The sequence below is a fragment of the Enterococcus sp. DIV0703 genome, assembly GCF_051711065.1.
GTDB lineage: Bacteria > Bacillota > Bacilli > Lactobacillales > Enterococcaceae > Enterococcus_B > Enterococcus_B hirae.
In genome coordinates this window covers 2589284-2614574 of sequence record NZ_JBIOLX010000001.1, presented here as the reverse complement: position 1 = coordinate 2614574, position 25291 = coordinate 2589284, and the positions used below count along the sequence as shown (strand labels likewise).

Annotated in this window: 23 protein-coding genes and 1 CRISPR repeat array; of the genes, 18 read left to right on the top strand and 5 right to left on the bottom strand. The window is 36.7% G+C overall.

Annotation, left to right across the window (positions count from 1 at the left end; all coding sequences use genetic code 11):
- The 11 genes from IGK81_RS11960 to IGK81_RS11910 all read left to right on the top strand — a co-directional run bounded on the left by IGK81_RS11960 (position 1) and on the right by IGK81_RS11910 (position 10026).
- The gene (locus IGK81_RS11960; protein WP_431393543.1) at positions 1 to 1449 is read left to right on the top strand and encodes a response regulator transcription factor; all 1449 of its coding nucleotides are present in this window, start codon (positions 1 to 3) and stop codon (positions 1447 to 1449) included.
- Between the two features lie 186 nt (positions 1450 to 1635).
- A complete protein-coding gene (locus IGK81_RS11955; protein WP_010721009.1) occupies positions 1636 to 2271 on the top strand; it encodes a DUF998 domain-containing protein in 636 nt (211 codons plus the stop codon).
- Between the two features lie 132 nt (positions 2272 to 2403).
- Entirely contained in the window at positions 2404 to 3144 is a 741-nt protein-coding gene (gene truA / locus IGK81_RS11950) for a tRNA pseudouridine(38-40) synthase TruA (RefSeq protein WP_034700528.1), read from the top strand.
- 192 nt (positions 3145 to 3336) lie between these two features.
- A complete protein-coding gene (gene msrA / locus IGK81_RS11945) occupies positions 3337 to 4149 on the top strand; it encodes a peptide-methionine (S)-S-oxide reductase MsrA (RefSeq protein ID WP_034700484.1) in 813 nt (270 codons plus the stop codon).
- A gap of 168 nt (positions 4150 to 4317) precedes the next feature.
- The gene (locus tag IGK81_RS11940) at positions 4318 to 5166 is read left to right on the top strand and encodes a GH25 family lysozyme (RefSeq protein ID WP_080704622.1); all 849 of its coding nucleotides are present in this window, start codon (positions 4318 to 4320) and stop codon (positions 5164 to 5166) included.
- A 177-nt stretch (positions 5167 to 5343) separates the two neighbouring features.
- A complete protein-coding gene (locus IGK81_RS11935) occupies positions 5344 to 6336 on the top strand; it encodes an aldo/keto reductase (protein ID WP_010721005.1) in 993 nt (330 codons plus the stop codon).
- 53 nt (positions 6337 to 6389) lie between these two features.
- Positions 6390 to 7064: a DUF1003 domain-containing protein gene (locus IGK81_RS11930; RefSeq protein ID WP_034700483.1), complete on the top strand. Its 675-nt coding sequence runs from the start codon at positions 6390 to 6392 to the stop codon at positions 7062 to 7064.
- A 282-nt stretch (positions 7065 to 7346) separates the two neighbouring features.
- The gene (locus IGK81_RS11925; protein ID WP_010721003.1) at positions 7347 to 7667 is read left to right on the top strand and encodes a PTS sugar transporter subunit IIB; all 321 of its coding nucleotides are present in this window, start codon (positions 7347 to 7349) and stop codon (positions 7665 to 7667) included.
- A 15-nt stretch (positions 7668 to 7682) separates the two neighbouring features.
- Positions 7683 to 8000, top strand: coding sequence for a PTS lactose/cellobiose transporter subunit IIA (locus IGK81_RS11920; RefSeq protein WP_010721002.1), 318 nt, complete (start codon positions 7683 to 7685; stop codon positions 7998 to 8000).
- A 34-nt stretch (positions 8001 to 8034) separates the two neighbouring features.
- Complete coding sequence (locus tag IGK81_RS11915; RefSeq protein WP_034700481.1) at positions 8035 to 9288, top strand: PTS sugar transporter subunit IIC; 1254 nt, start codon at positions 8035 to 8037, stop codon at positions 9286 to 9288.
- 270 nt (positions 9289 to 9558) lie between these two features.
- Positions 9559 to 10026: a GNAT family N-acetyltransferase gene (locus IGK81_RS11910; RefSeq protein WP_010737001.1), complete on the top strand. Its 468-nt coding sequence runs from the start codon at positions 9559 to 9561 to the stop codon at positions 10024 to 10026.
- Positions 10027 to 10319: 293 nt separating this feature from the next.
- On the opposite strand, the gene IGK81_RS11905 is transcribed toward IGK81_RS11910, so the two are convergent.
- Together IGK81_RS11905 and IGK81_RS11900 are read right to left on the bottom strand one after the other, a co-directional pair.
- Entirely contained in the window at positions 10320 to 10637 is a 318-nt protein-coding gene (locus IGK81_RS11905; protein WP_010720999.1) for a YrhK family protein, read from the bottom strand.
- Between the two features lie 27 nt (positions 10638 to 10664).
- On the bottom strand, positions 10665 to 11798 hold the full coding sequence (locus IGK81_RS11900) for an alcohol dehydrogenase catalytic domain-containing protein (RefSeq protein WP_034700480.1): 1134 nt from the start codon (positions 11796 to 11798) through the stop codon (positions 10665 to 10667).
- Positions 11799 to 12048: 250 nt separating this feature from the next.
- Between IGK81_RS11900 and IGK81_RS11895 the strand changes: the two genes are divergently transcribed.
- A complete protein-coding gene (locus IGK81_RS11895; RefSeq protein WP_438758091.1) occupies positions 12049 to 12933 on the top strand; it encodes a hypothetical protein in 885 nt (294 codons plus the stop codon).
- 127 nt (positions 12934 to 13060) lie between these two features.
- On the opposite strand, the gene IGK81_RS11890 is transcribed toward IGK81_RS11895, so the two are convergent.
- Together IGK81_RS11890 and IGK81_RS11885 are read right to left on the bottom strand one after the other, a co-directional pair.
- A complete protein-coding gene (locus IGK81_RS11890) occupies positions 13061 to 14755 on the bottom strand; it encodes an oleate hydratase (RefSeq protein ID WP_010720996.1) in 1695 nt (564 codons plus the stop codon).
- A gap of 53 nt (positions 14756 to 14808) precedes the next feature.
- Complete coding sequence (locus tag IGK81_RS11885) at positions 14809 to 14937, bottom strand: hypothetical protein (RefSeq protein ID WP_010720995.1); 129 nt, start codon at positions 14935 to 14937, stop codon at positions 14809 to 14811.
- Positions 14938 to 15611: 674 nt separating this feature from the next.
- On the opposite strand from IGK81_RS11885, the gene cas9 reads away from it, so the two are divergent.
- The 6 genes from cas9 to IGK81_RS11855 all read left to right on the top strand — a co-directional run bounded on the left by cas9 (position 15612) and on the right by IGK81_RS11855 (position 23263).
- A complete protein-coding gene (cas9, locus tag IGK81_RS11880; protein ID WP_034700478.1) occupies positions 15612 to 19622 on the top strand; it encodes a type II CRISPR RNA-guided endonuclease Cas9 in 4011 nt (1336 codons plus the stop codon).
- Positions 19604 to 20470: a type II CRISPR-associated endonuclease Cas1 gene (gene cas1, locus IGK81_RS11875; protein WP_034700476.1), complete on the top strand. Its 867-nt coding sequence runs from the start codon at positions 19604 to 19606 to the stop codon at positions 20468 to 20470. The genes cas9 and cas1 overlap by 19 nt, the downstream gene beginning before the upstream one ends.
- On the top strand, positions 20467 to 20811 hold the full coding sequence (gene cas2, locus IGK81_RS11870; RefSeq protein ID WP_010720992.1) for a CRISPR-associated endonuclease Cas2: 345 nt from the start codon (positions 20467 to 20469) through the stop codon (positions 20809 to 20811). Before cas1 ends, cas2 begins: the two co-directional genes overlap by 4 nt.
- Entirely contained in the window at positions 20801 to 21460 is a 660-nt protein-coding gene (csn2, locus tag IGK81_RS11865; protein WP_034700474.1) for a type II-A CRISPR-associated protein Csn2, read from the top strand. Before cas2 ends, csn2 begins: the two co-directional genes overlap by 11 nt.
- A gap of 117 nt (positions 21461 to 21577) precedes the next feature.
- A CRISPR array of direct repeats spans positions 21578 to 22141; the repeat unit is 36 nt; unit sequence GTTTTAGAGCTATGTTGTTTTGAATGCTTCCAAAAC.
- Positions 22142 to 22542: 401 nt separating this feature from the next.
- Complete coding sequence (locus tag IGK81_RS11860) at positions 22543 to 22914, top strand: DUF1622 domain-containing protein (RefSeq protein ID WP_010720990.1); 372 nt, start codon at positions 22543 to 22545, stop codon at positions 22912 to 22914.
- Positions 22904 to 23263 (top strand): DUF1622 domain-containing protein, encoded by a 360-nt coding sequence (locus IGK81_RS11855; RefSeq protein ID WP_010720989.1) that lies wholly within the window; start codon positions 22904 to 22906, stop codon positions 23261 to 23263. The genes IGK81_RS11860 and IGK81_RS11855 overlap by 11 nt, the downstream gene beginning before the upstream one ends.
- A gap of 234 nt (positions 23264 to 23497) precedes the next feature.
- Here IGK81_RS11855 and IGK81_RS11850 read toward each other — a convergent pair whose 3' ends face one another.
- Positions 23498 to 24928: a helix-turn-helix domain-containing protein gene (locus IGK81_RS11850; protein WP_010720988.1), complete on the bottom strand. Its 1431-nt coding sequence runs from the start codon at positions 24926 to 24928 to the stop codon at positions 23498 to 23500.
- Positions 24929 to 25291: the final 363 nt, after the last annotated feature.

The following is a 25291-nucleotide window of genomic DNA, read 5'->3' as shown; positions in this document are numbered from 1 at the left end:
ATGTACCGAGTGTTATTAGTCGACGATGAATATATGATCTTGGCAGGGTTGCAAAAAATTGTTGATTGGGCAAGTTTGGGATTTCAGGTAGTCGCAACGGCAGAAAACGCGATGCAAGGATTGTCTGTTTTAGAAAATCAATCCATTGATTTAGTTATAACAGATGTCACGATGCCCGAAATGAATGGTTTAGAATTTATCGAGGTGGCTCAAAAGGAACATCATGCGTTTGAATTTATGATTCTTTCTGGTTATCAGGAATTTGATTATTTAAAAAGTGGGATGCAATTAGGGGCCATCAATTACTTGATGAAGCCAGTTAATAAAACCGAACTGATTGCTAGTTTAACCAAAGTGAAGCAGCAATTAGATCATCAAATTGAACAGAAAAACCAGCAAGAAATCTATCAAGAAGTCCTTTTTAGTCAGTGGCTCAATGAAGAATTAGATGAAGTGAGTGAAGAAGAGATTTTAGAAAAAGTCGGAGGGAAACAACGAAGAGTTTTACTCGCTCAAGTGTCTAGATCCGTCGGGAAATCAGTGAATCAGTGGCTGAAAAACCACCAAGAACTTTTTTATTATCAACGAAACTTTGGAGACATGGAACGCTTTACTTTGTTGCTGGAAGAAGCGTCAGTTTCTGCATTTTGCCGCTTCATTCAAGAGAAGAGTATGGAAGAAAACTGGTTGATCAGTATTGGAGATGAAACAGCAGATCCTGATAAGATCCCTGAGAGTTATCAACATGCCAAAGATAATTTACAACTGCATCAATTTTACGGCGAAAAAGATCAACATATCTTTTTTGCCGAACAAGAAGCAGCGAAAGAACAGGCAATTGATTTTTCTTCGTTTAATCGTGTGTTGAAAAGCGGGCAATTGGCTAGTGCCCAACAAATGATCACTCAATTTTTTGACCAATTCCAAACTGCTGTGATGACACCGGATGATATCCGTCATTTTAGTTTTTTGTTGTTTATGGATATCCACCGGGAATTGATTCGGCTAGAAGACGATGAATATTTAAAAGGGATTCAACAGATCAATCAAGCAAAAACAGTCCAAGAACTGCATCAACTCTTACTATCTTTGATCAAGGAACAGCAAAAACAAGTCCGATATAGCGAGAATGTCGAACGAGTGATGACGATCTTACACGAACACTACCGAGAACCTTTAACCTTGAAAGAAGTTTCAGAAAGCCTGCATTTGAATGTGATGTATTTGGGGCAATTATTCAAAAAAGAAACGAAAAAAAGTTTTTCAACTTATTTAAATCATCTCAGAATGGAACAAGCGAAATGGTTGCTGCTGCATAGCAATCAAAATATCAATGAAATTTCTAGTGAGATCGGCTACAACAACACAACCTATTTTTCAAAGTTGTTCAAAAAAATCGTCGGCAAGTCACCAAAAGAATATCGTGAAAAGAATGGAATGATCGTATAAAATCAGCTACTGTGGTTCAGAGGAAAGTGCTCATTACCCTCATCAAGTAAATCCAAGGTACCGGATGTCTTGAAGCTTGTTTAAATTAGTATAATTCGGTACAATTTTTCTAGATGATGTCTAGAATTTTGAAAGAAAGCGAGCATGAAACTTTCTTTTTTCTGGTTGGTGAAAAGAGGATGCAGGATGGATTTTTTACGTAAATATGGATTTTATTTTTTATTGTCAGGAGTAGTAAGTGATTTTCTGACGCCGTATGTTTTAGGGATTTTTTATCCTAAACTTAATCAAATGACTGCTGTGATCAGTCTTTTTGGGGATGTTGGTAGTCCCGTACGAAAAGCATTTTTGATTTGGTCAGTCATATCTGGCTGCTTGTATGTTTTGGCAATGCCAGCGTTATATCAAGCTTTTGTTACTACTTCAAAACCACTTGCTTTATTAGTGACAGCTGCCATCGGTCTATATGGTGTTACAGATTGTATTTTTACCGGGTTATTTAGTGTGGACACGAACGAAACTTCTTGGAATTTTTCGACTTGGATCCACAATCTTGGTTCAGGGATTGGGTATGGTGGATTTATTTTGTTCCCTTTATTTGTTTTCTTATTGTATCGCAAAATGGGCGATGCGCAATTAACTCAATCGTTTTTTATTTTACTAGTTGCCAGCTTGGTTTTTGCAGGAATTTATGGCGCAGCACGTATTCCCGGATTAAATCAATTGCCGGTTTTGAATCAGTTAGGTTTTTGTCAACGGATCAGTTTCTTCTTTAATTATTTACCAATTGTGTGGTTAAGTATCTTACACATTAGGGCATAGCGGACTGTAGCCCTAACTAAATGCTGGAAATTCGTAAAACTGATTGAAACCACAGGACAAATGTGTCAGACTAAACCTTGACCGCACATCGTGATGTGCAAATGTATATCGTAGGGGAGTCTAATGAAAGACATGAGAAATATCAAATTAACGATCGAATATGATGGGAAACGTTACTCAGGCTGGCAACGTCTGGGAGATGACGATAAAACGATCCAAGGCAAAATCGAAGCAATCATCTCACAGATGACTGGAGAAAAAATTGAGATCATTGGATCGGGGCGCACGGATTCTGGGACACATGCCAGAGGACAAGTGGCAAACTTTAAAACGACTTCTCAAATGAGTCGCAATGAAATGCTAACTTTTCTCAACCGCTATTTACCAAGAGATATCGTGATCAAGAAAGTGGAAGAAATGCCTGAACGCTTTCATGCTCGATACAATGCGACAGGGAAAAAATATAGCTATTATGTGTGGAATAATCCCGTTCCAACTGTTTTTGAACGAAATCATAGTTTCTATTTTCCACAAGAACTAGACCTGAAAAAAATGAATGAAGCTTGTCAAAAACTAATGGGAAGTCATGATTTTATCGGGTTTTCTGCCTTGAAAAAATCAAAAAAATCAACAGTTCGTACGATCCATGAGCTCTCAATCGAACAAGAAGGCGGCATGTTGCACTTTACCTTTGTGGGCAATGGCTTTTTGTATAAGATGGTTCGGATCTTGATGGGTACACTCTTGGAAATCGGTACAGGAAAGTTACCTGTTTCGGCGATTGATGATATTTTTGAGAATAAAGTAAGACAACAGGCAGGAGAAACCGTGCCGGCACATGGTTTATTTTTAGACGAAGTGTATTACCAATAAACATTCATATCAAATAGAACAAACTGAGAGAGTCGTTTGATTGCCTGTAGCAGGCAAAAGAATGGCTGTCTCAGTTTTTTTGAGTAGCCTACGCTCTCCCATGACTCCTCTAAGCGGTCTATTCGCAATTTCGCTAGTTTCGTGATACATTCAGGACGAATTTACATATTTGACCAAGAGGTGAGGGGAAAAGTGGTGGAGCAAGAGCTAGCAGAATTATACAATCTCATTTTAAACCCTAATACCCGTGAATGGGAACGGACATTGTTGATCCAAGCGAAAAACCAAATAGGGGAAAGAAAACAAAGAAAAGAAATCCTTGAAATGATTGAAGCTTCTTTACGACCGCTAGCACTTCGGGGGAATTTGACGCCTGACGTCATGGACTTTTATTTGAAGATCACCCATGATCCGATGGGACAAGTGTCTTACGACTTTGCGAAACACCAGATCACCGATGAACGCTATCAAGAAAAAGCCGTCTTTGCCGGGGGCTGTTTCTGGTGCTTAGTCGAACCGTTTGAAACACGGCAAGGGATTATTTCCGTGTTGTCCGGATATACTGGCGGGGAGGTCGAACATCCTAACTATGACCAAGTTAGCAGTGGCACGACTGGGCATGTGGAAGCAGTGGAGATTATTTTTGATCGGCAAATGATAAACTATGAAGAACTATTAGCGATTTTTTGGCAAGTCACCGATCCAACAGATGCCTTTGGACAGTTTCAGGATCGTGGGAATCAATACCGCTCCATCATTTTTGTAGAAAATGAAGAACAAAAAATACTAGCAGAAAAATCCAAGCAACAAGTGATCGCTTCGCATCAGTTTGCGGAACCAATCGTCACACAGATCAAGCCAGCAACAACCTTTTGGCCTGCTGAAAATTATCATCAACAATTTTACAAAAAACAACAAAAACGTTATAAGAAGATCAAGAAGTCTCATCAACAATTTTTATTTTTTAAGCGGGCAAAGAAAAAATGGTCTGGGGAAGACGAATAAGTAATCGTGTAAGTAGAAGATGTTCTGTAAAAACCAGTCATTCCCTTAAAATTGCTAGAAGATTTAATAACGATTAAAATCTAATAATACTTTTAAGTAAGCGCTGTTGATTAAGTGGTACACTTATTTGAGAAACCTCTCTCAAATAAAAGAAAGAAGGTACCTATGATGAAGAAAAGGCGTTTATTGGTTTTTAGTGTTCTTTTTGTATTTTCAGTATTTTCAATATTTTCAACATTTTCAACATTTTTTGTGGTCCATACTTATGAAAAATCAGAAAGCACCCAAACAATTATCACTGAAAGCAAACAGCATTTACTAGACAATGTGGTGGCAAAACAACGTAACAATCGAGTAAATTTGTTGGATTCGGGGTCAGGCATTTCTGCTTCTGAAAATAGTAGACCGCCAAAAGATTTTATTGATGTTTCCTCACATAATGGTTATTTATCTGTCGAAGCATATGAAACAATGAAAAACTATGGGATCACAGGTGTAGTAGTTAAGTTAACAGAAGGGGATTCTTATAGGAACCCGCTGGCCCCTGAACAAGTTGCGAATGCTATCCAGGCGGGGTTGAAAGTGAGTGTCTATCATTATGCTTGGTTTAATTATGCAGAAGACACCGAAAAAGAAGCCCACTATTTATTAGCCTATCTAAAAGAATTAAATTTACCTTATTCTACTGTAGTTGTGAACGATAGTGAAAATCCTCAAATGAATCTAGCAAGAGCAACTGAAAATGCGCAAGTGTTTAGTCAGGCCATTCAAGCAGCTGGTTTTTCCCAGGTGGTTCATTATTCCAATCTTTCATGGTTTACGAATGGAACTTTAGACTTGGATGTCTTAGGAAAAGAGAACTGCTGGGTAGCACAATGGCCTCAGAATCCTTCAGAAAACGAACTTTTACATACAGAAAAAGCTGCTTGGCAATGGGCAAGTGATTTATACTTTCCAGAATTTACCGAAAAACAATTCGATATCAACGCCGATTACCTAGGGATATTTACCAAATGATCCATGGTGATGATTGAGGCTAAAGAGGATTTTTGTTAGTAATTCGCCAACGATAAGCGTATAATGCACATAGAACGATAGTTATCAAAAACGAAATACACGTACGCATACTAGGAAAAAGAAGTGACGAGTCGCATTTTTTTGAAAGCGTATACTTGTTTAGGAGGAGAAGAATATATGTATGTAGCAAATCAGCAGCGATATGAAAAAATGACGTATCGAAAAACTGGAAAATCTGGGTTGAGATTGCCTTTGCTGTCTTTAGGATTATGGCAAAACTTTGGTGATTATGATCCTATAAGTAATCAACGGGAAATTTTACGTGGCGCCTTTGATATGGGGATCACACATTTTGATTTAGCCAATAACTATGGTGGACCAGCAGGAGCAGCAGAGAAAAACTTTGGTCGGATCTTTAAAGAAGACTTTCAAACGTATCGTGATGAAATGATCATTTCAACCAAAGCAGGTTATCACATGTGGGAAGGACCTTATGGGGAATGGGGTTCCCGTAAATCGATCATTGCTAGTTGTGATCAAAGCCTCAAACGGATGGGGTTAGATTACGTAGATATCTTTTATCATCATCGTCCTGATCCAGATACACCTTTGGAAGAAACGGCAGAAGCGCTTATGCAATTAGTTCGTCAAGGGAAAACACTGTATATTGGGATCTCCAACTACAACGGGGAAGACACGAAGAAAATGTCTGCTATCTTACGTGAAATGAACGCTCCATTTATTATCCACCAAATGCGTTACAATATGTTTTCAAGAGAGTTATTAGAAGAAGATTTAGCACCTGTTTTAGAAGAGACCGGTCTGGGAGCTATTACTTTTAGTCCTTTAGCGCAAGGGTTATTAACTAAACGCTATTTACATGGGATTCCAGAAGATTCTCGAGCCCATCGTAAAGAAATTCCTTTTCTATCAGAAGATCAAGTGACACCTACATTGGGTAAGATCAAGCAATTACAGGATTTAGCTGATTTGCGTGGACAGACATTAGCACAAATGGCTTTAGCATGGAATCTACGACAAGAGTCAGTGACCAGTGTGCTTGTAGGCGCTAGTCGACTTAGTCAATTAGAAGAAAGTGTTCGGATGATGGATAATCTTTCCTTCTCACCTGAAGAAGAACAGAAAATTGAACAAATCTTAGGACACTAACGAAAGCTGTTTTTTCCTTTTTCTCAGAAAAATAACGTAAAGGAGGAGTGGCCATGGCTCATCAAGATTACGTTCATCTGAAAACAATTGATACAGATATTCGTTCATTTATTTTACAAAAAAATAAGAAACTGACCATAGAGTCCCAAATCCCTTTTATTACCTTTATGAATTATCATTTTGAGTATATAAAAGAAAAAATCATTCAAGACCAGAATGAAACAAAAAAAATTAATCAAGAAATGCTAGAGCAGTTGAAAAATAAGCAAATCATTAGTCAAAATTTAAATACAACGATCAATCAAAAAGCGACTTTTGGTCAAAAATCAGCAGATGCAATTGCCAAGTTTGGTGGTAGTTGGCCGTTTATCTTTCTATTTGTAGTGATTTTAGGTAGTTGGATCTTGTTGAATACGTTACATTTTTTTGGCCTATCATTTGATCGATATCCGTTCATTCTTTTGAACTTAGTGCTTTCTTGTTTAGCTGCTATCCAAGCACCGATCATTATGATGAGTCAAAACAGACAAGCAGCTAGAGATCGGATAGCAGCCGACCATGATTATCAAACAAACCTAAAAGCTGAGTTAGAAATTAGTTTGTTGCATGAAAAAATCGATTATTTGATGTCACAGCAATGGCAACAAATGCTGGAATTACAACAATTACAAATTGAGTTATTAACCCAATTAAACAAAAAATTTCAAGAAACGACCAAAAGTGAATAGTAGGACAAGCAGATGAAAAATAAGCTGGAATTCGCTCAAAGGAGTCATTTTTGCGAAACTACGGCTTATTTTTTTTTGATACCATGAATGAGCTACACAAATTTATCAGAGAAATGATCAACTTTTGCACACTAATTTTAGTGTGCAAAGAAAAAAGAAGTGTGCATCTATACAGTGTTCTCTTGAAAGCGTTAGCACGACAAGGGATTAAAGCGCTTTAAAAGTTGGCACGGTAATTGCTTTATATAAAAGTGTAAGATACAAGAAAGGGAAGTGTAGAAAATGGAAAAGAAAACAATCATGCTTGTATGCTCAGCTGGAATGAGTACTAGTTTATTAGTAACAAAAATGCAAAAAGCGGCAGAAGAAAAAGGAATCGAGGCTGATATCTTTGCAGTATCTGCTTCAGATGCAGACAATCAATTAGAATCAAAAAATGTAGACGTTTTACTTTTAGGTCCACAAGTACGTTTTATGCAAAATCAATTTGCTGAAAAATTAGCACCAAAAGGAATTCCTTTAGATGTAATCAATATGCAAGATTACGGAATGATGAACGGTGCCAAAGTATTAGAACAAGCAGAATCATTAATCAATAAATAATGGAGGAAACCAACAATGCAAGAGCAAAAAAATCTTGAAGCAATCATGGGTTTGATCATGTTTGGCGGAAATGCAAAAAGCGATGCAATGGAAGCGATTGCTGCAGCGAAAAAAGGAGATTTTGAGTTAGCTGATGCAAAAATCAAAGATGCAGAAGAATCTTTAGTGCAAGCTCATCACTCTCAAACAGAAATGTTAACACAAGAAGCACAAGGTAATCATATGGAAGTGACTTTATTAACGGTTCACAGCCAAGACCATCTGATGACTTCGATTGCATTTACAGATTTAGCAAAAGAAATCATTGATTTATATCGACGTTTAGATGCTTAAAGTAAACTGGTGAAATAGAAAAGAGGAAAGAAACATGGATAAATTTGTTGCATTTATGGAGAAACATTTTATACCTGTGGCATCAAAAATTGGTGCTCAACGTCATTTAGTAGCGATTCGTGATTCATTTATGGTCAGTATGCCTTTGATGATTTTAGGTGCGTTAGCAGTAATGATCAATAACTTGCCTATTCCTGGTTTCCAAGAATTAATGAATAAAATTTTTGGTGGCGAAGCTTGGAAAGGATTTGGCGCAGCTGCTTGGAATGGTACATTTGCGATTCTTTCAGTTTTGATCGCCTTTCTACTTGCTTATCATTTGGCAAATGGTTATCGTAAAGACGGCGTTTCTGCTGGAGTAATTTCTTTAGGTTCATTCTTCGCATTAGGCGGAGCGTTGGGCATGAGCTCAAATGGTTTATTTATTGCAATTATTGTTGGGATTATTTCAACAGAAATCTTTGTTCGTTTAAGTGGAAATGAAAAATTAATCATCAAAATGCCTGATGGCGTGCCACCAGCTGTAGCTAAAGCCTTTGCTTCATTATTACCTGCAATGATCACGATCTCATTCTTTGCTTTGATTGCTGCGATCTTTGCTGCATTTGGTGTAGATGATATCGTAGGCGCGTTTTATACAATTGTCCAAGAACCATTCATGGGACTAGCCAATTCTTATCCTTCAGCTTTGTTGTTAGCATTCATTACACCATTCTTATGGTTCTTTGGATTACACGGAGCAAACATGGTAGACCCTTTGATGCAAACAATCAATGCACCAGCAATCGAAGCGAATGTTAATGCAATTGCTGCTGGTCATAGCGCACCATACATTGTAAACAAACCTTTCTTTGATAGCTTTGTCAACTTAGGTGGTACAGGGGCAACATTAGGTCTGTTGCTAGCAATTTATTTAGTGGGACGTAGAAATAAACCTTATATGGTTGTTACGAACTTGTCGATCGCACCAGGTGTTTTCAATATCAATGAACCAACAATGTTTGGTTTACCAATCGTATTGAACCCAATTATGTTTATTCCGTTTATTTTAACCCCAATGGTTTTAGTATCTGTTGCTTATTTTGCTACTGCTACCGGACTAGTTCCAGCTGCAACGGTGATGCCACCATGGGTAACACCACCAGTAATCGGTGGGGTATTAGCAACAAAAAGTATCGCTGGCGGTGTCTTAGCTGCTGTCAACTTAATCTTATCTGTCTTGATTTACCTACCATTTGTGAAAGTAGCGACAGTTCAAGAAAAAAGAAAAGAAGCATTAAACGGCTAAAAGCACATAAAAGAAAGAAACAGCACATACAATCAAAAGTAGCTATTCTTTAGTGAAAAGATCTTGTTTCGTTTAATGAGCGATCAAAAAAACAGTTGTCTGACAGAGGTCATGACAACTGTTTTTTTTTGGATAAATGGCTCAAGGATTGCTTTCTTTTTTCTTAGTGAAAAAGAAGGATAAAAGGAGGTTTTTTTGGAGTTTAAAAAAACCATTTCGATAACAAGCGTGCTATAATAGTGCAAATGTATAGGGGAGTGAAAGGACGAAATGAAAGGTTATGAGTTGGTTAAGATCAGAGAAAGACCTGAATGGTTGGAACAGGCAGCGCAATGGTTTACGTCAAAATGGCATCTTCCGCTTTCCTTTTACCAAGAGAGCATGGAAGATTCTCTTCAATCATCTAACGCTGTTCCTCAATGGTATATAGTCGTGACGTCAGAACAAAAAATTATCGCTGGAGCAGGGGTCATCGCGAATGATTTTCATGATCGTCCAGATTTGACTCCGAATGTTTGTGCGTTGTTTGTTGAAAAAGAATATCGTAATCAAGGAATTGCCAAAGAGATTTTATCATTTATTCGAAAGGATATGGGGGCGCTTGGGATTTCGCAGCTCTATGTAGCGACTGACCATACAGGTTTTTATGAAAGATATGAGTGGGAATATCTGACGACAGTGCAAGATAATGAAGGGATCCCGGTTTATTTATATCAACTAGCGATTTTTACAACGTGATCGGAGTTGATTACTCAAAAGGGTTCTTTGTCTGATCAGTAATCTTTTGTTTCTGGTGAGCAATGCCAAGAAAAATCGGAAATTGTTTTTTGATGCTATTTTTGTTGGTATATTGGTTATTCGAGTATTATTTAGTGGACGGTACTATTTTTTAGCTTCAAAAAAATTCCAGGAGCAATAGAAAGTTCTATCACTCCTGGAATTTAGAATGGTTGATTTGTTGGAAAAGCATGAATGAGCTCGCTATCCTAAATAGGCGTTCCGTCGTTTTACCGAAAAATTAGGAAGCTTTCTTATTCATTCTTTTTTTCACTCTTTTTTTGTTTTTTTTTCTCGTCATAGATGAAGACATTACGTACTATTTTCAAAATAGGTCGTGCAGTCAAAAAGATCGCTCCTACTAGATAACAATAGGTACTATAACGGTCTGGAATATCTGTTAACAACGCTACGCTTCCAAAAATATAAAAAATCCCTGTTAATAAATCAACTGCAAGAGACAATAATGTATAGCGGTTCTGGAAATAAAGACGAAAACGTTGTCCAGCAATTTCGATATCTTCTTCTTTCCCAATATCTATTTCATGGCTTTTTCGTTTTATTTCTGGCATCTCTCACTCACCTATCTGTGAACAAAGCTAAGGTTTCAAAACAACTTTGATATTTTTATCTTCTTTTTTGTCAAAAATCTCGTATGCTCGGGCAGCATCAGCTAAAGGCATCGCATGTGTGATGATTTGGGTTGGATCGAACAGACCCGCAGCAATCATCTCGTAAATTTTAGGCATCAAATGAACGATCGGTGCCTGACCATGCTTCACTGTGATATCTCTCATGAAAAATTCTTGTAGTGGGTACGAAGAAGCCGGGGTCATATAAACACCAGTGATTTGTACGGTTCCAAATTTTTTGACAGCTTGCGCAGCCATTTGGATCGGTGAAATCGTCCCGTTTTGCAAACTAACGAGATTCTTAGCTTTTTCTTTCACTGGTTCCAAGCCATCCATCCCTACACAATCAATGATGACATCAGCGCCACCTTTTGCTAATTCGTAAAGTTCTTTCCCAGCAGACTGAGTATCTTCTAACAAATAAGTTTCTACATGATTGTAACGAGCGGCTTTATCAATACGATGTTGGACCGGATCGACAGCAATCACGCGCTCTGCTCCTGCCATAGCGGCAAATTTTTGTGCAAACAACCCAACTGGTCCTGACCCTAAGACCACTACAGTATCGCCTTTTTTTACGTTGGCATTTTGAACGCTCCAATAAGCAGTTGGAAGGATATCAGATAAGAAAAGGACTTTTTCGTCTGCAAGATCATTGTCAGGTACGATAAACGAAGTGCTATCAGCAAACGGTACCCGAAGATACTCAGCTTGACCACCCCAATGATTCCCATTTAAACGGCCAAAGCCAAATAAACCACCATAAAGTTGATCTGGATTTGAGCGATCACATTGACTTTCCATCTCATGGGTACAGAAATGACAATGCCCACAACTAATATTAAAAGGAATAACGACCCGCTGTCCCTTTTTTAGTTTTTTTACTGCAGGACCTACTTCTTCAACAATCCCCATTGGTTCATGACCAACGACATATCCTTTTTCTAAGACAGCCTCCCCATGATGATAGAGGTGAAGATCCGAGCCGCAAATCGCAGTAGCGGTAATTCGAATAATAGCATCTGTCGGTTCCACGATTTTTGGATCATCTACGTTTCTGATTTCCATTTTTTGGTTTCCTTGCCAGGTAACAGCTTTCATGAAATAAAACTCCTTTCTTCAAACCCTATAACATGTCATTTTTTGAACGAACAGCTAATTTCATTCTAAAGGAGGAGCTGGCTTTTGAGTAGTGAAACGCTTTTAGTAAAGGGGAAATCACTTTAAAATAACTGGTGTATTATTTAGTTTACATTGAGAAGCTTTATAGTTAGAAGTATAATTAAAGTATGTTGATTTCTTAGGTTAAGTAAATAACAGATTAAAAAATAGATCAAAAGGGAGGTTATTTGTGATAAAAGAAAAAAAGGGAGAACAAATCAGAAAACTGATGGTCACATTTGCTTGTTCAGTGACTTTTTTTGTGATTATTTCCGTAGGAATCATTCAAGTGACGTTTTTTGATCAGGCGTATTTACTCGGTCAAATCGAAAAAACAAAGTATAGCGAATTGGTCCTCGCAGAAGCTGCTCAGAATTTTCGGAAAGAAAACACAGAAGAAAGTGAATTTTCAGAGGTCGTTGCAACGGCACTTTCACCAAGTTTTGTCGAAGAAGCCCTTCGACCATTTATCCAATATACATATGAAGAAACAAATTATGAGCTAAGAGACAGCAATGAGGTGAGTGAGAAAATTGCTCAAGCTGTGGCTACAATTGCAACAAAAAAACAACTGACTATCGATAAAGAGGAAAAAAATAAAATCGAGACAATGATCTTTATTTACATGTATCACTTCCAAAGTGCATTAGGTGATCGATACTTGACTATTTTTATCGAAAACATCGTGTCTGCTCGAAAAATAGTGGTACCTCTTTTTTACATCTGTCTGGGTCTATTGGCGTTTTGGCTAGTCTATTTATATCGGGTAATTAACAAAACACCCTTTTCTTTCCTGCGTTACGGTATGTTTATTTTGGGAACGACTGGAAGTATGTTTTGTGTTTTAGCAGGATTGCTTTATATACAAGACGTTTTACATAATATAGCTTTTCATTCGCAAGCGACTTTGCAATTAATGACACATTACGTGCAAGATCTACTGATGTATCCAGCGATTATTGGGGGCATTCTTTTGTTTTGTGCTGTATTATTCGGTGGGGGAAGTAAGCTTCTGCAGAAACGGCAAAGTAAAAAGTGGCTGAAAACTGGAAGCAGTACCTTAAAAAAAGCCTAAGATAATAGCTAAATAAAAATCATTCGTTGAATGATGAAATACTAAAAAACGACTGTCACTCCCGTTACTAGGAAGTGACAGTCATTTTTTGTTGCGGTTGTTCCTTGTTGATACCTTATTGCATCGATCATTCAAACATTTTCTTAGCAGCACGCATCAATGTAGGAATATCTTTGTCATATCTTGGAGTTTTAACAAGACGTGACATTGGAATACCAGCAAAATGGAAAGCAGCGATCTCGCCAGAGCGTACGGCACTTTGTTCCGTAAAGATCATTTGATAAGGTTGTTCGACAAACTCTCCAGTAAATGCCAAGTTCGTTGAGTGTTGAGGAATCACTTTTGGTCGGTCGCTTTTTGCTCGATTATTAAATAATGCAGAAGCATAAGGCATATACACAGGAATATTATTCACAACGCTATCAAAAATCTCGGTTTCCTTCGTTCGAATATTTTCAGGACCAGGATCGACTTTCGAAAGTTGTCCGATCAATTCTTCTAACATTTCTTTCCCAGTCATCTTGATATATTGCTTATCCACAAATTCTCCACGACGTCGAGGGTATAAGAAATATCCCCAAATGACGGTTTCGTTTGGTTTTTGTGAAGTAAAATGTGGTTGGTGATGAACGACGATCGACATATTGACATCTTTTTGTCCGAGTGGCGTGATTGGTGTAGTGGAGATAAATGAATTCAATGCATTACCAGGGACTTGTGTCGTGATCCGAGTAATTTCATTTAAAAGCAAATGGTCCTTAGTTGTTAGAGTGAAACTGACCCATTCACTGGCATCACGATCGGCAAAAAATTTGTCAGGGTTACCTAAATTATAGAAACGTTCACTGGCTTTCTTCCACAAGCTAGAAGCAGCGCCGTAATCCATATTTTCAACAGCTGGTGTATCGTAGTCACCTAGTGTAGCCGAATCAGTAATTGATCCGTTAGTGAAAAGCACACCCGTATCACCATCAACCACGACGTGTTCTTCCTCATTGGTTAACGTGTTGATCATTTTTAAGCCAGTCACTGTAATTTCATCTTGCATCGGAGTTTCTTTGAATTCCCAATCGACTACGCGGCGGTTCAAAATGATTTGACATCCTTGGTCTTTTAAATAATTGATCAATGGCAACATGATACTTTCATACTGATTGTAGCGAGTTCGGTTTACTCCTACCAAATGTTCGATTTGTGTAAATTCATAAATCATTTGATGCATATAGCGACGAAGTTCTTGGGCAGAACTACGAGTACGAAAAGCAAAAGTTGTTTCCCACATAAACCAAAAGTTTGTCTCAAAGAAGTGAGGATCATCTTTGAAGTATTCTTCAATTGTGACATTATCTAATTTTTCTTCTTCTGAATCAGGCATGGCGATCAGCTTAGTCAATAACAAACGATCTTTATTATTAAATCCTAGTTTGCCACCGTCAATAATCCCTTTTCCGCCTTCCATCAAACGTGCTTTATCAAATGTTCGGTGTTTTGCATCAAAATCTCTAGTATCTTCAGCCGCAGTCATTCCTGGTTCGGTGACAGAGGGGATTCGGCTTAAGAGATCCATCAAATCCACGTATGTTCGATAATTGAGCATACGTCCACCACGGGCGATATAGCCCTTTTTGTTTTCTAAGGGATGATTTTTATTCCAATATTCATCGACAACGGTATCCGTTGGGGCACCATCATTGGAGCCATGGTCATCTAAAGAATAAAACGTAATCTGATCACCACGCCAGTTTCCTTCTTGAATCAAATAAACAGCAGCTGCCATATTGGCGATTCCAGCGCCAATCATTATTGCTTTACTTTTTCTCATTGTGATTCCTCCAGTATTTTACAAGTGAACAGTCTGACGATTCGTTTCTTTGACTAGATCGATTCAAATTCATCATACAAATGACGATCATCTTCTAACAAGCCTGTCTTTTTACCAAGATAAACAGCACCCAATGTTAATATGCCTAGTCCAATACCTAGTTTGATCCATTTTTTACTCATAAGATGTTCCTCCTTTGTTTTTTCTCTCGTCCTTCTATGTAAAAGGATAGAACCTTTCATTCTAATTGCCAAATGATAGGGTAACCAAATATCCAAACTTTGGACAGATTGAACAGAGTGTCTAATTTTGAGCAAAAGTAAGTCAATGGAATCGAAAAGTTGGTCAGCTGAAAAAATGGAAAGCTTGGGAAGGAAATCAAGATTGGCAGAAAATCTGGAAAGAATGGTTTGCCAGATAGCAATGAAAGGATATGTAAGAGGTTTGTGTTATTTTATATCTAATAAATCATTAGGTAATTAGAATTATTTTTTAAAAAAAGTTTCATTAGATTTGATTTTAAAATCAAAATTCTAAATAAAATGCTTTCAAAAATAAAAATCGCATAAAAATTTTGTGTTATAGTAAAACTGTTAAAAATCCTATATATAACAAAAAAAGGCAAAATAAAAAAGCACCGAGACAGTGCTTGCTTTAAAAGCTGATAACGGACAATGCCTTATTTTAACTCGCTATGTTGATTTGAATGCTACCAACAAATTGATTATAGCATAATACCAAAGAGTTACAAGTAGAAAAAGAAAATCACTTTGTCTAACTATTCATGATGGTTGGCAATTGTAAAGAAGACAACTTGCTAAGTTGTGTAAATGTTAAAAGAAGGGATGGATAGTGAATGACAAAGGACTATACGATTGGTTTAGATATAGGAACCAATTCTGTGGGCTGGGCGGTACTAACAGATGATTATCAATTAATGAAAAGGAAAATGAGCGTTCACGGAAATACTGAAAAAAAGAAAATCAAAAAAAATTTTTGGGGCGCACGATTATTTGATGAAGGTCAAACAGCGGAGTTTAGAAGAACTAAGCGAACGAATCGCCGAAGATTGGCTCGCAGAAAATATCGACTCAGCAAATTACAAGATCTTTTTGCTGAAGAACTCTGCAAACAAGATGATTGCTTTTTTGTACGTTTGGAAGAAAGCTTCTTAGTTCCAGAAGAAAAACAATACAAACCAGCATCGATTTTCCCCACGTTAGAGGAAGAAAAAGAATATTATCAAAAATATCCGACAATCTATCATTTGCGCCAAAAGTTAGTCGATTCAACGGAAAAAGAAGATCTCCGATTGGTTTATCTGGCATTGGCTCATCTATTGAAATATCGTGGTCATTTTTTGTTTGAAGGAGACTTGGATACGGAGAATACCTCTATTGAAGAAAGCTTTCGTGTTTTTTTAGAACAGTATGGCAAACAATCAGATCAACCACTAATCGTTCACCAACCCGTTTTAACTATTTTGACAGATAAATTATCGAAGACGAAAAAAGTGGAAGAAATCCTCAAATATTATCCTACAGAAAAAATCAACAGCTTTTTTGCTCAATGTTTAAAATTGATCGTTGGGAATCAAGCAAACTTTAAACGTATATTTGATTTGGAAGCAGAAGTAAAACTCCAATTTTCAAAGGAAACCTATGAAGAAGATCTGGAGTCTTTGTTAGAAAAAATCGGTGATGAGTACCTAGATATCTTTTTGCAAGCGAAGAAAGTCCATGATGCGATCTTATTATCAGAGATTATTTCTTCAACTGTCAAACATACGCAAGCAAAACTGTCTTCAGGGATGGTCGAACGGTATGAACGGCATAAAGCTGATTTGGCAAAATTCAAACAATTCGTGAAAGAAAACGTACCGCAAAAAGCAACGGTTTTTTTCAAAGATACCACCAAAAATGGTTATGCTGGTTATATCAAAGGAAAAACAACCCAAGAAGAATTTTATAAATTCGTCAAAAAAGAGCTAAGTGGGGTAGTAGGAAGTGAGCCTTTTCTAGAAAAAATCGATCAAGAAACCTTTTTATTGAAACAACGTACTTACACCAATGGGGTTATTCCTCATCAAGTACATCTAATAGAATTGAAAGCGATCATTGATCAACAAAAACAACATTATCCATTTCTAGAAGAAGCAGGACCAAAAATCATTGCGTTATTCAAATTTCGAATCCCTTATTATGTCGGTCCTTTGGCAAAAGAACAAGAGGCTAGTTCTTTTGCTTGGATCGAGCGGAAAACAGCTGAAAAAATCAATCCGTGGAATTTTTCAGAAGTCGTAGATATCGAAAAATCAGCGATGCGTTTTATTCAAAGAATGACAAAGCAAGATACGTATTTACCGACAGAAAAAGTACTTCCTAAAAATAGCTTACTTTATCAAAAATATATGATTTTCAATGAACTAACCAAAGTGAGCTATAAAGATGAACGAGGTGTGAAACAGTATTTTTCCGGTGATGAGAAACAGCAGATTTTTAAACAGTTGTTTCAAAAAGAGCGAGGGAAAATCACTGTCAAAAAATTACAAAACTTTTTGTATACGCATTACCATATTGAAAATGCCCAGATTTTTGGTATTGAAAAAGCATTTAATGCTTCGTATAGCACGTATCATGATTTTATGAAATTAGCAAAAACAAACCAAAAAGCCATGCAAGAGTGGTTGGAACAGCCCGAAATGGAACCGATTTTTGAGGATATCGTAAAAATACTCACCATTTTTGAAGACCGTCAAATGATTAAACATCAATTAAGTAAGTATCAAGAAGTCTTCGGTGAAAAGTTGCTCAAAGAATTTGCAAGAAAACATTACACTGGCTGGGGAAGATTCTCAGCTAAATTGATCCATGGCATCAGAGATCGAAAAACGAATAAAACGATCCTTGATTATCTAATCAACGATGATGACGTCCCGGCTAACCGTAACCGTAATTTGATGCAGCTGATCAATGATGAGCATCTATCTTTTAAAGAAGAAATTGCAAAAGCAACGGTGTTTTCTAAACATAAATCATTAGTTGACGTCATACAAGACTTACCAGGAAGTCCGGCGATCAAAAAAGGAATTTGGCAAAGTCTTAAAATCGTGGAAGAACTGATTGCGATCATTGGATACAAACCAAAGAATATCGTGATCGAAATGGCAAGAGAAAACCAAAAAACGCATCGGACGAAACCACGTCTTAAAGCTTTAGAAAATGGGTTGAAACAGATAGGAAGCACGTTATTAAAAGAACAGCCAACAGATAACAAAGCGCTCCAAAAAGAACGGTTGTACCTGTACTATTTGCAAAATGGCAGAGATATGTATACGGGAGAACCGCTAGAAATCGAGAATCTTCACCAATACGAAGTGGATCATATCATACCGAGAAGTTTTATTGTGGATAATTCTATTGATAACAAGGTGTTAGTTGCTAGTAAACAAAATCAAAAGAAGCGCGACGATGTGCCGAATAAACAAATAGTCAACGAGCAAAGGATCTTTTGGAATCAACTGAAAGAAGCCAAATTGATTAGTCCAAAAAAATATGCGTATTTAACCAAAATTGAACTGACACCAGAAGATAAAGCCCGTTTTATTCAGCGGCAATTAGTCGAAACGAGACAAATCACGAAACATGTTGCGAATATTTTACATCAATCGTTTAATCAGGAAGAGGAAGGAACAGATTGTGATGGGGTACAGATTATTACGCTAAAAGCAACATTGACGAGCCAATTCAGACAAACTTTTGGGCTTTATAAAGTACGTGAGATCAATCCACATCATCATGCGCATGATGCGTATTTAAATGGTTTCATTGCGAATGTTTTGTTAAAACGGTACCCTAAATTAGCACCTGAATTTGTCTATGGAAAGTATGTCAAATATAGTTTAGCAAGAGAAAATAAAGCTACCGCTAAAAAAGAATTTTATTCCAATATTTTAAAGTTCCTTGAATCAGACGAACCGTTTTGCGATGAAAATGGGGAAATTTATTGGGAAAAAAGCCATCATCTCCCACGGATCAAAAAAGTTCTTAGCTCCCATCAAGTGAATGTAGTGAAAAAAGTCGAACAACAAAAAGGTGGTTTCTATAAGGAAACGGTCAATTCAAAAGAAAAACCTGATAAACTGATCGAACGGAAAAATAATTGGGATGTGACGAAGTACGGTGGTTTTGGAAGTCCAGTCATTGCCTATGCCATTGCGTTTGTTTATGCCAAAGGGAAGACACAAAAGAAAACCAGGGCAATTGAAGGAATTACCATCATGGAACAAGCGGCTTTTGAAAAAGATCCGACTACATTTTTAAAAGACAAAGGCTTTCCCCATGTGACAGAGTTTATCAAATTGCCAAAATATACCTTGTTTGAGTTTGATAATGGGCGCAGAAGATTCCTGGCAAGTCACAAGGAGTCGCAAAAAGGGAATCCTTTCATCTTATCGGACCAATTAGTAACCTTGTTATACCATGCACAGCATTATGACAAAATCACCTATCAAGAAAGTTTTGATTACGTCAATACTCATCTTTCTGATTTCTCAGCCATCTTAACCGAAGTTCTCGCTTTTGCAGAAAAGTATACACTTGCGGATAAAAATATAGAGCGAATTCAAGAACTCTATGAAGAAAACAAATATGGAGAGATTTCGATGATCGCACAATCCTTTTTGCAGTTGTTACAGTTCAATGCGATAGGTGCTCCAGCAGACTTTAAATTTTTCGGAGTAACGATCCCTCGAAAACGTTATACCAGCTTAACAGAGATTTGGGATGCTACGATCATTTACCAGTCGGTCACTGGTTTATACGAAACGAGGATAAGGATGGGTGACTTATGGGCTGGCGAACAGTAGTAATCAATACCCATTCTAAACTGACTTATGCAAATAATCATCTGGTGTTTAAAAATGCGCAACAAACGGAAAAAATCCATTTGTCTGAGATCGATATCCTTATTTTAGAAACAACCGATATCACGATCACGACAATGTTGTTGAAGCGTTTAACAGATGAAAAAATCTTAGTGATATTTTGCGATGACAAGCGATTGCCGTCATCGCAATTATTCTCCTATTATGGGCGACATGATAGTAGTTTGCAGTTATCCAAAAAAATTCAGTGGGAATCGGACTTGAAGGGCGTAGTTTGGACAACGATCATTGCCCAAAAGATCCATAATCAATGTCGTTTTTTACAAGAAAATGATTTTGTTGAAAAGGCATCTGCGCTTTCCAAGTTATCAGAAGAATTGGAAACATTTGATCCGACGAATCGTGAAGGGCATGCGGCAAGAATCTACTTTCAAACGTTGTTTGGTAATCAATTCACGCGGGAGGAGTCGAATGAAATCAATGCGGGGTTAGATTACGGTTATACGCTGCTAATGAGTTTGTTTGCAAGAGAAATCGTTAAAAATGGTTGTATGACACAATTCGGTTTAAAACATGCGAACCAATTTAATGATTTTAATCTAGCAAGTGACTTGATGGAACCATTTCGTCCGCTAGTTGATCAAATTGTTTATACATATCGTGATCAACCTTTCCCGATTATTAAAAGAAGGCTGTTTGATTTGTTTTCACAAAAGTATTTATATGGGAAAAAAGAAATGTTCTTAACGAATATCGTGACGGATTACACCAATAAAACGATTAAAACATTGAATAATGAAGGGAAAGGAGTTCCTTATTTCGGAATATGAGTTATCGTTACATGAGAATGTTATTAATGTTTGATCTGCCGACAGAGACGAGCGATGATCGAAAAGTTTATCGAAGGTTCAGAAAGTTTTTACTGAGTGAAGGCTTTATCATGCATCAATTTTCAGTATATAGTAAGTTGTTGTTGAACGGTACTGCTAATCAAGCGATGCTCGGTCGATTAAAAGCCCATCATCCTAAAAAGGGCTTAGTTACCTTACTAACGGTCACTGAAAAACAATTTTCACGAATGGTTTATTTGTGTGGGGAAAAAGACCTGAGTCCAGCTAATTCAGACGAACGAGTCATTTTTTTAGGAGAGGATGTGGAGGATGAACCTTAACTTTTCTTTATTAGAACAACCGATAAGCTTTGAAAAAGCGCTGATTTTTGTAATTGAAGATGTGGGAGTTTTTTCAAAAGTCGTTCATGGAGTTTACCAGTATGGTGAAAATAGCATGTTAAAGTTTTTCAATGATAAATTACAGCTACTCAAACCATCAGAATTGATGGTTGTGACGGATATCTTAAGTTTTGATAGTCAAGCTCCAACTACATTGAAGCTGATCTATGCTGACTTAGAGCAACAATTAAATGAAAACATCGAACTAAAATCAAGGATTGATCAATTAACTACCAGGGTTCAGGAATGGATTAGTGAGGAACTCTTAGAACATGAATTAGATTTAGTTTGTGAAGAAATGAGTATGGTTGAGCTATTCAAAGCATTAAAAATAAGAATTACGACGCAACCAGAATCAATTTTTCAAAAAATAATGGAGATTTTACAGATTTATAAGTATCTAGTGAAAAAGAAATGCTTGGTTTTTATCAATGTTGGAGCGTACTTAACAACCACAGAAATGGCTGAACTACAGGAATATATTTCTTTGTGTCATATGCCTGTCCTTTTTATCGAACCACGAAAAATAAAAGGATTGAAGCAAACTGTTTTAGATCAAGACTATTTTTTGTGTGTAGAAATGTGGTAAAATAAGAACAATCAAAATAACAAAAAAACAGCATGAATGAGCATTCAAGACGAAAGTTTTGCTATGGACGAGTAGCGCGATTACGAGATCTTGTGAGAAAAAAATTTTTTCTGCGAGGTTTTAGAGCTATGTTGTTTTGAATGCTTCCAAAACGATGGGGACTTCTCTCAATGCGTGGGGATAGTTTTAGAGCTATGTTGTTTTGAATGCTTCCAAAACGTTTGCCTCTAAACTATCTCTGAAAGAGTTGTTTTAGAGCTATGTTGTTTTGAATGCTTCCAAAACACAACGGACGAATTTGTTTACATTACGTCAGTTTTAGAGCTATGTTGTTTTGAATGCTTCCAAAACAGCGACCAGGATGATTTAGGCAATGTGGTAGTTTTAGAGCTATGTTGTTTTGAATGCTTCCAAAACCGACACACCCGACCAAAATAAACCACTCGAGTTTTAGAGCTATGTTGTTTTGAATGCTTCCAAAACATGAACGCTAGAAAAGAAGAGTTCGAGAAGGTTTTAGAGCTATGTTGTTTTGAATGCTTCCAAAACAATACTTTAACTCAGTAGCTAAGATTCATGGTTTTAGAGCTATGTTGTTTTGAATGCTTCCAAAACGAGAAATAGCATGAAAACGAATTTTGAACGGTTTTAGAGCTATGTTGTTTTGAATGTTTCCAAAATGTAGAAGCGTTGTGCTTTACTCGATCGCTGTTTTAGTTTTGTGTTATTTTGAGTGCTGGCCTCATCAACTATGATAAGAGGTAGCTTTAGAGTTATGTTGTTTTGAATGAATGAAGATGCCTACTTTATCATGAAAAGTAGGCACTTTTTTTACTTATATATAGGAAAGTGTCTTCAGTTGTTGAATCTGCTAAGTTTTGATCATTGAAAGGGGGAATCGTGCCTTTTAAAAATGAATGGGTATGTTTACGGAACAGGACACAATTGTTCAGTCTTTTCAACATTGAAACGAATTCATTTTCTCAAAGAAAAGATGAGTTGCTAATTTCGTGCTTTTTCTCTATCATCAAACAGTAGGCATTTGTTCGTGAACTAAAATGAATGTGAGAGGGGACAGTGAGATGTTTGATACAAATTTGATAACTTATTTGGACTGGTTGATCGCAATTTTGAATATTGCTTCAATCATTATTTTGCTGGTAGGGATTTTTTTAGTCTTAAAAAATCTTTTTGACTGGCACCCACTGAAAAAAGACTACGAACAGCGTAATTTCCGAAATGCGGAAGTACGCAAATTATTGGCTAGTTATATTTTGCTGAGTCTAGAGGTGCTAGTGGTAGCAGATATCATTGAATCAGTTATCAAACCAACTTGGACAGATATTTTAAAATTAGCAGTGATCATCATTATTCGAACGATTATTTCCTATTTCTTGAATTTAGAAACACAAGATAAAAAGCAAGTAAAGGTAGGAACACATAATGGAAATTAATTTGATCGAGAAACTTGCCCCTTATTTGGAACTATTAGTCATCGTATTAGACGTTTTTGCTATTTTAATCATTCTCTGGGGTGCCTGGTTAGCTATCAAAGATTTTCTCTACTTTTCTTTTACGGAACGAAGAATCAAAGCAGAGCGGATTAACCAAAACAATGCAATCAAAAAAATGTTAGGTGGCTATATCTTGTTGAGTTTAGAAGTCCTGATCTCAGCTGGTATCATTGAGTCCATTATCAAACCAACCTTGGAAGATGTCTTCCAGTTAGCTGCTTTGGTTGTGATCCGAACGATCATTTCGTTCTTTTTAAATAAAGAAATCGGCTCGGATGCACGACAATAAGTTATAAATATCACGCAACTCGTTTATTACGATGTGCCAACGTAGAAACATTTGCAATATAGAAAAAATCTCAAAACGACTTTCCATGTTTTGAGATTTTTTGTTTTGCTTTTTAATTGCCTAACATCGGCCAGTTTATAGAACGAACGTTATTAAACGGTTGTGCTAACAACTTGTTTTTTTCACTGGAAGCTGGCTTTCAGTGAAGCATACGCCGGTTTTTCCTAGCACGGCTTATCGAACTGCTTGAACTGCCCAGACAATCGATTTTTCAATTGTGTCTACGGAAACGGGAACAATTGTCGGAAACTGTTCTGCTTCTGGCGTATAGAGAGTTTTTTCACATAAAATTCGAGTGTTTTCTTGTTGTGCAGCACTTTTTATTGCTTCGTCTAAGTGCTGATAAACAACGGGATCGACTTCCATATCGAAAGTAGTGACGGACTCTAAGGCTTCTCGGTAAATCAGATATTTTACGTCTGAGTTGGTAACGATACGGACGTGGAGTTTTGTTTTATTAATGCGTAAAATGCCACTTAATTCAATAACGAAAGCGTCCAAACAATTGATTTTAAGTCGTAGTCTATAAGGTAATTGGGCTAACCATTGGTTGAATAAAGGCTGTATTTCGGCTAATAAGGATTGCTGTTCTGGGGACAAAAGATAAAATTTTTCAGGTACAAAGAGTTGATAATTATCCCATGCGGTGCGCATCAAACGAATTAAAGCGCGTTCGAATGCTCGGTTACCGATGAATTTTCGATTGAAATAGCTTTCAAACTGGGTAATTAGTTGCTTGATTGATTGGCTATCTTCAATGAAAACTTGATGGAGGTGACAGAAGTCTTCTTCGATTGCTTGGTAAGAATTGAAGCCATAATCACTGAGATTAAATAAGATCAAAGCAAAGTATACTTCATTTTCTTGATAATAATGTTTTAGTTTAGTTGTATGCCATGCATCCATCACATATTGATAAATGGGGCGTTTTTGAAGTTCGGCTATAAAATCTTGTTCAATCGATAAGGGATGCCTTTTTTGAGACAAATAGCTGATCAACAATCCAATACGTAAGATCTCACGGTTGTCTTTATCGTAGATACGCCTACTATTAAAGGTTACCGATTCGATAAATTCATCTATTGCCAGGAAGTAGTCTGCTGGAAGTGTTGGGATCTTCAAGGTGCCCGTTCGATAAGTTACATTCAATAATAATAAACGACGTTCGATCTCCGTAAATCGTGGAGAGTGGTGTTGGATTTGAATGTCACAATCTTCAAAATAAGCAAGTACTTGTTTTTTTAATGAATACGCTTTGCTAACAGAAATATACTCGATTTCAGTCAGTTGGAGATAATTAGGTTCATTTTCAAGATATAACTGACAAGTTTTAAGAAATAAAGAAGGGCGTGCTAATTTTTGTATCAGGCGAAAACGAGGGATCGTAGGATCAAAATACAAGGAACAAGTATCTTTTTCTCGTTGGCTATAGATGATCTCATCCTTGAGTTCAGTTCGAATCGCTTTGATGTCATTGAGTAACGTTGTTTTGCAGACTTGTAATAAATGTGACAGTTCGTCTAAATCGATTTCTTTTTTGTGATAGAATTGACCGCAAAGAAATAACTGGCGTAAAATATTTTTTTCCAAATAATCTTCAAACATTAAAACTCCTCCGCTTTGTAGATGGTTGAACAATGTACCATTCATTATGCCATGATTTAAAGTTTAAAACACCTTTATTTTTTTTCATATGAATGAAAAAGCTTGTGTTGACAAGCTTTTTTGTTATAAAACGATGTTTTATAAAAATATAAAGAGAAAAAATTCTTGTGAAAAAAATACAATAAAAGTAAAAAATGGATGAGTAAACGGATAAATAAAATAATTATTTTTTTAATATACGTATTTATTTTTAAACACACTTAAGAAACAACAGTTTTTTATCTCATGTTTTTATAAAATATTCGTTATTATGAGTAGAAAATTCTGAAAAATCAGACTTTCTTTATTTTTTTCTAAAAAATG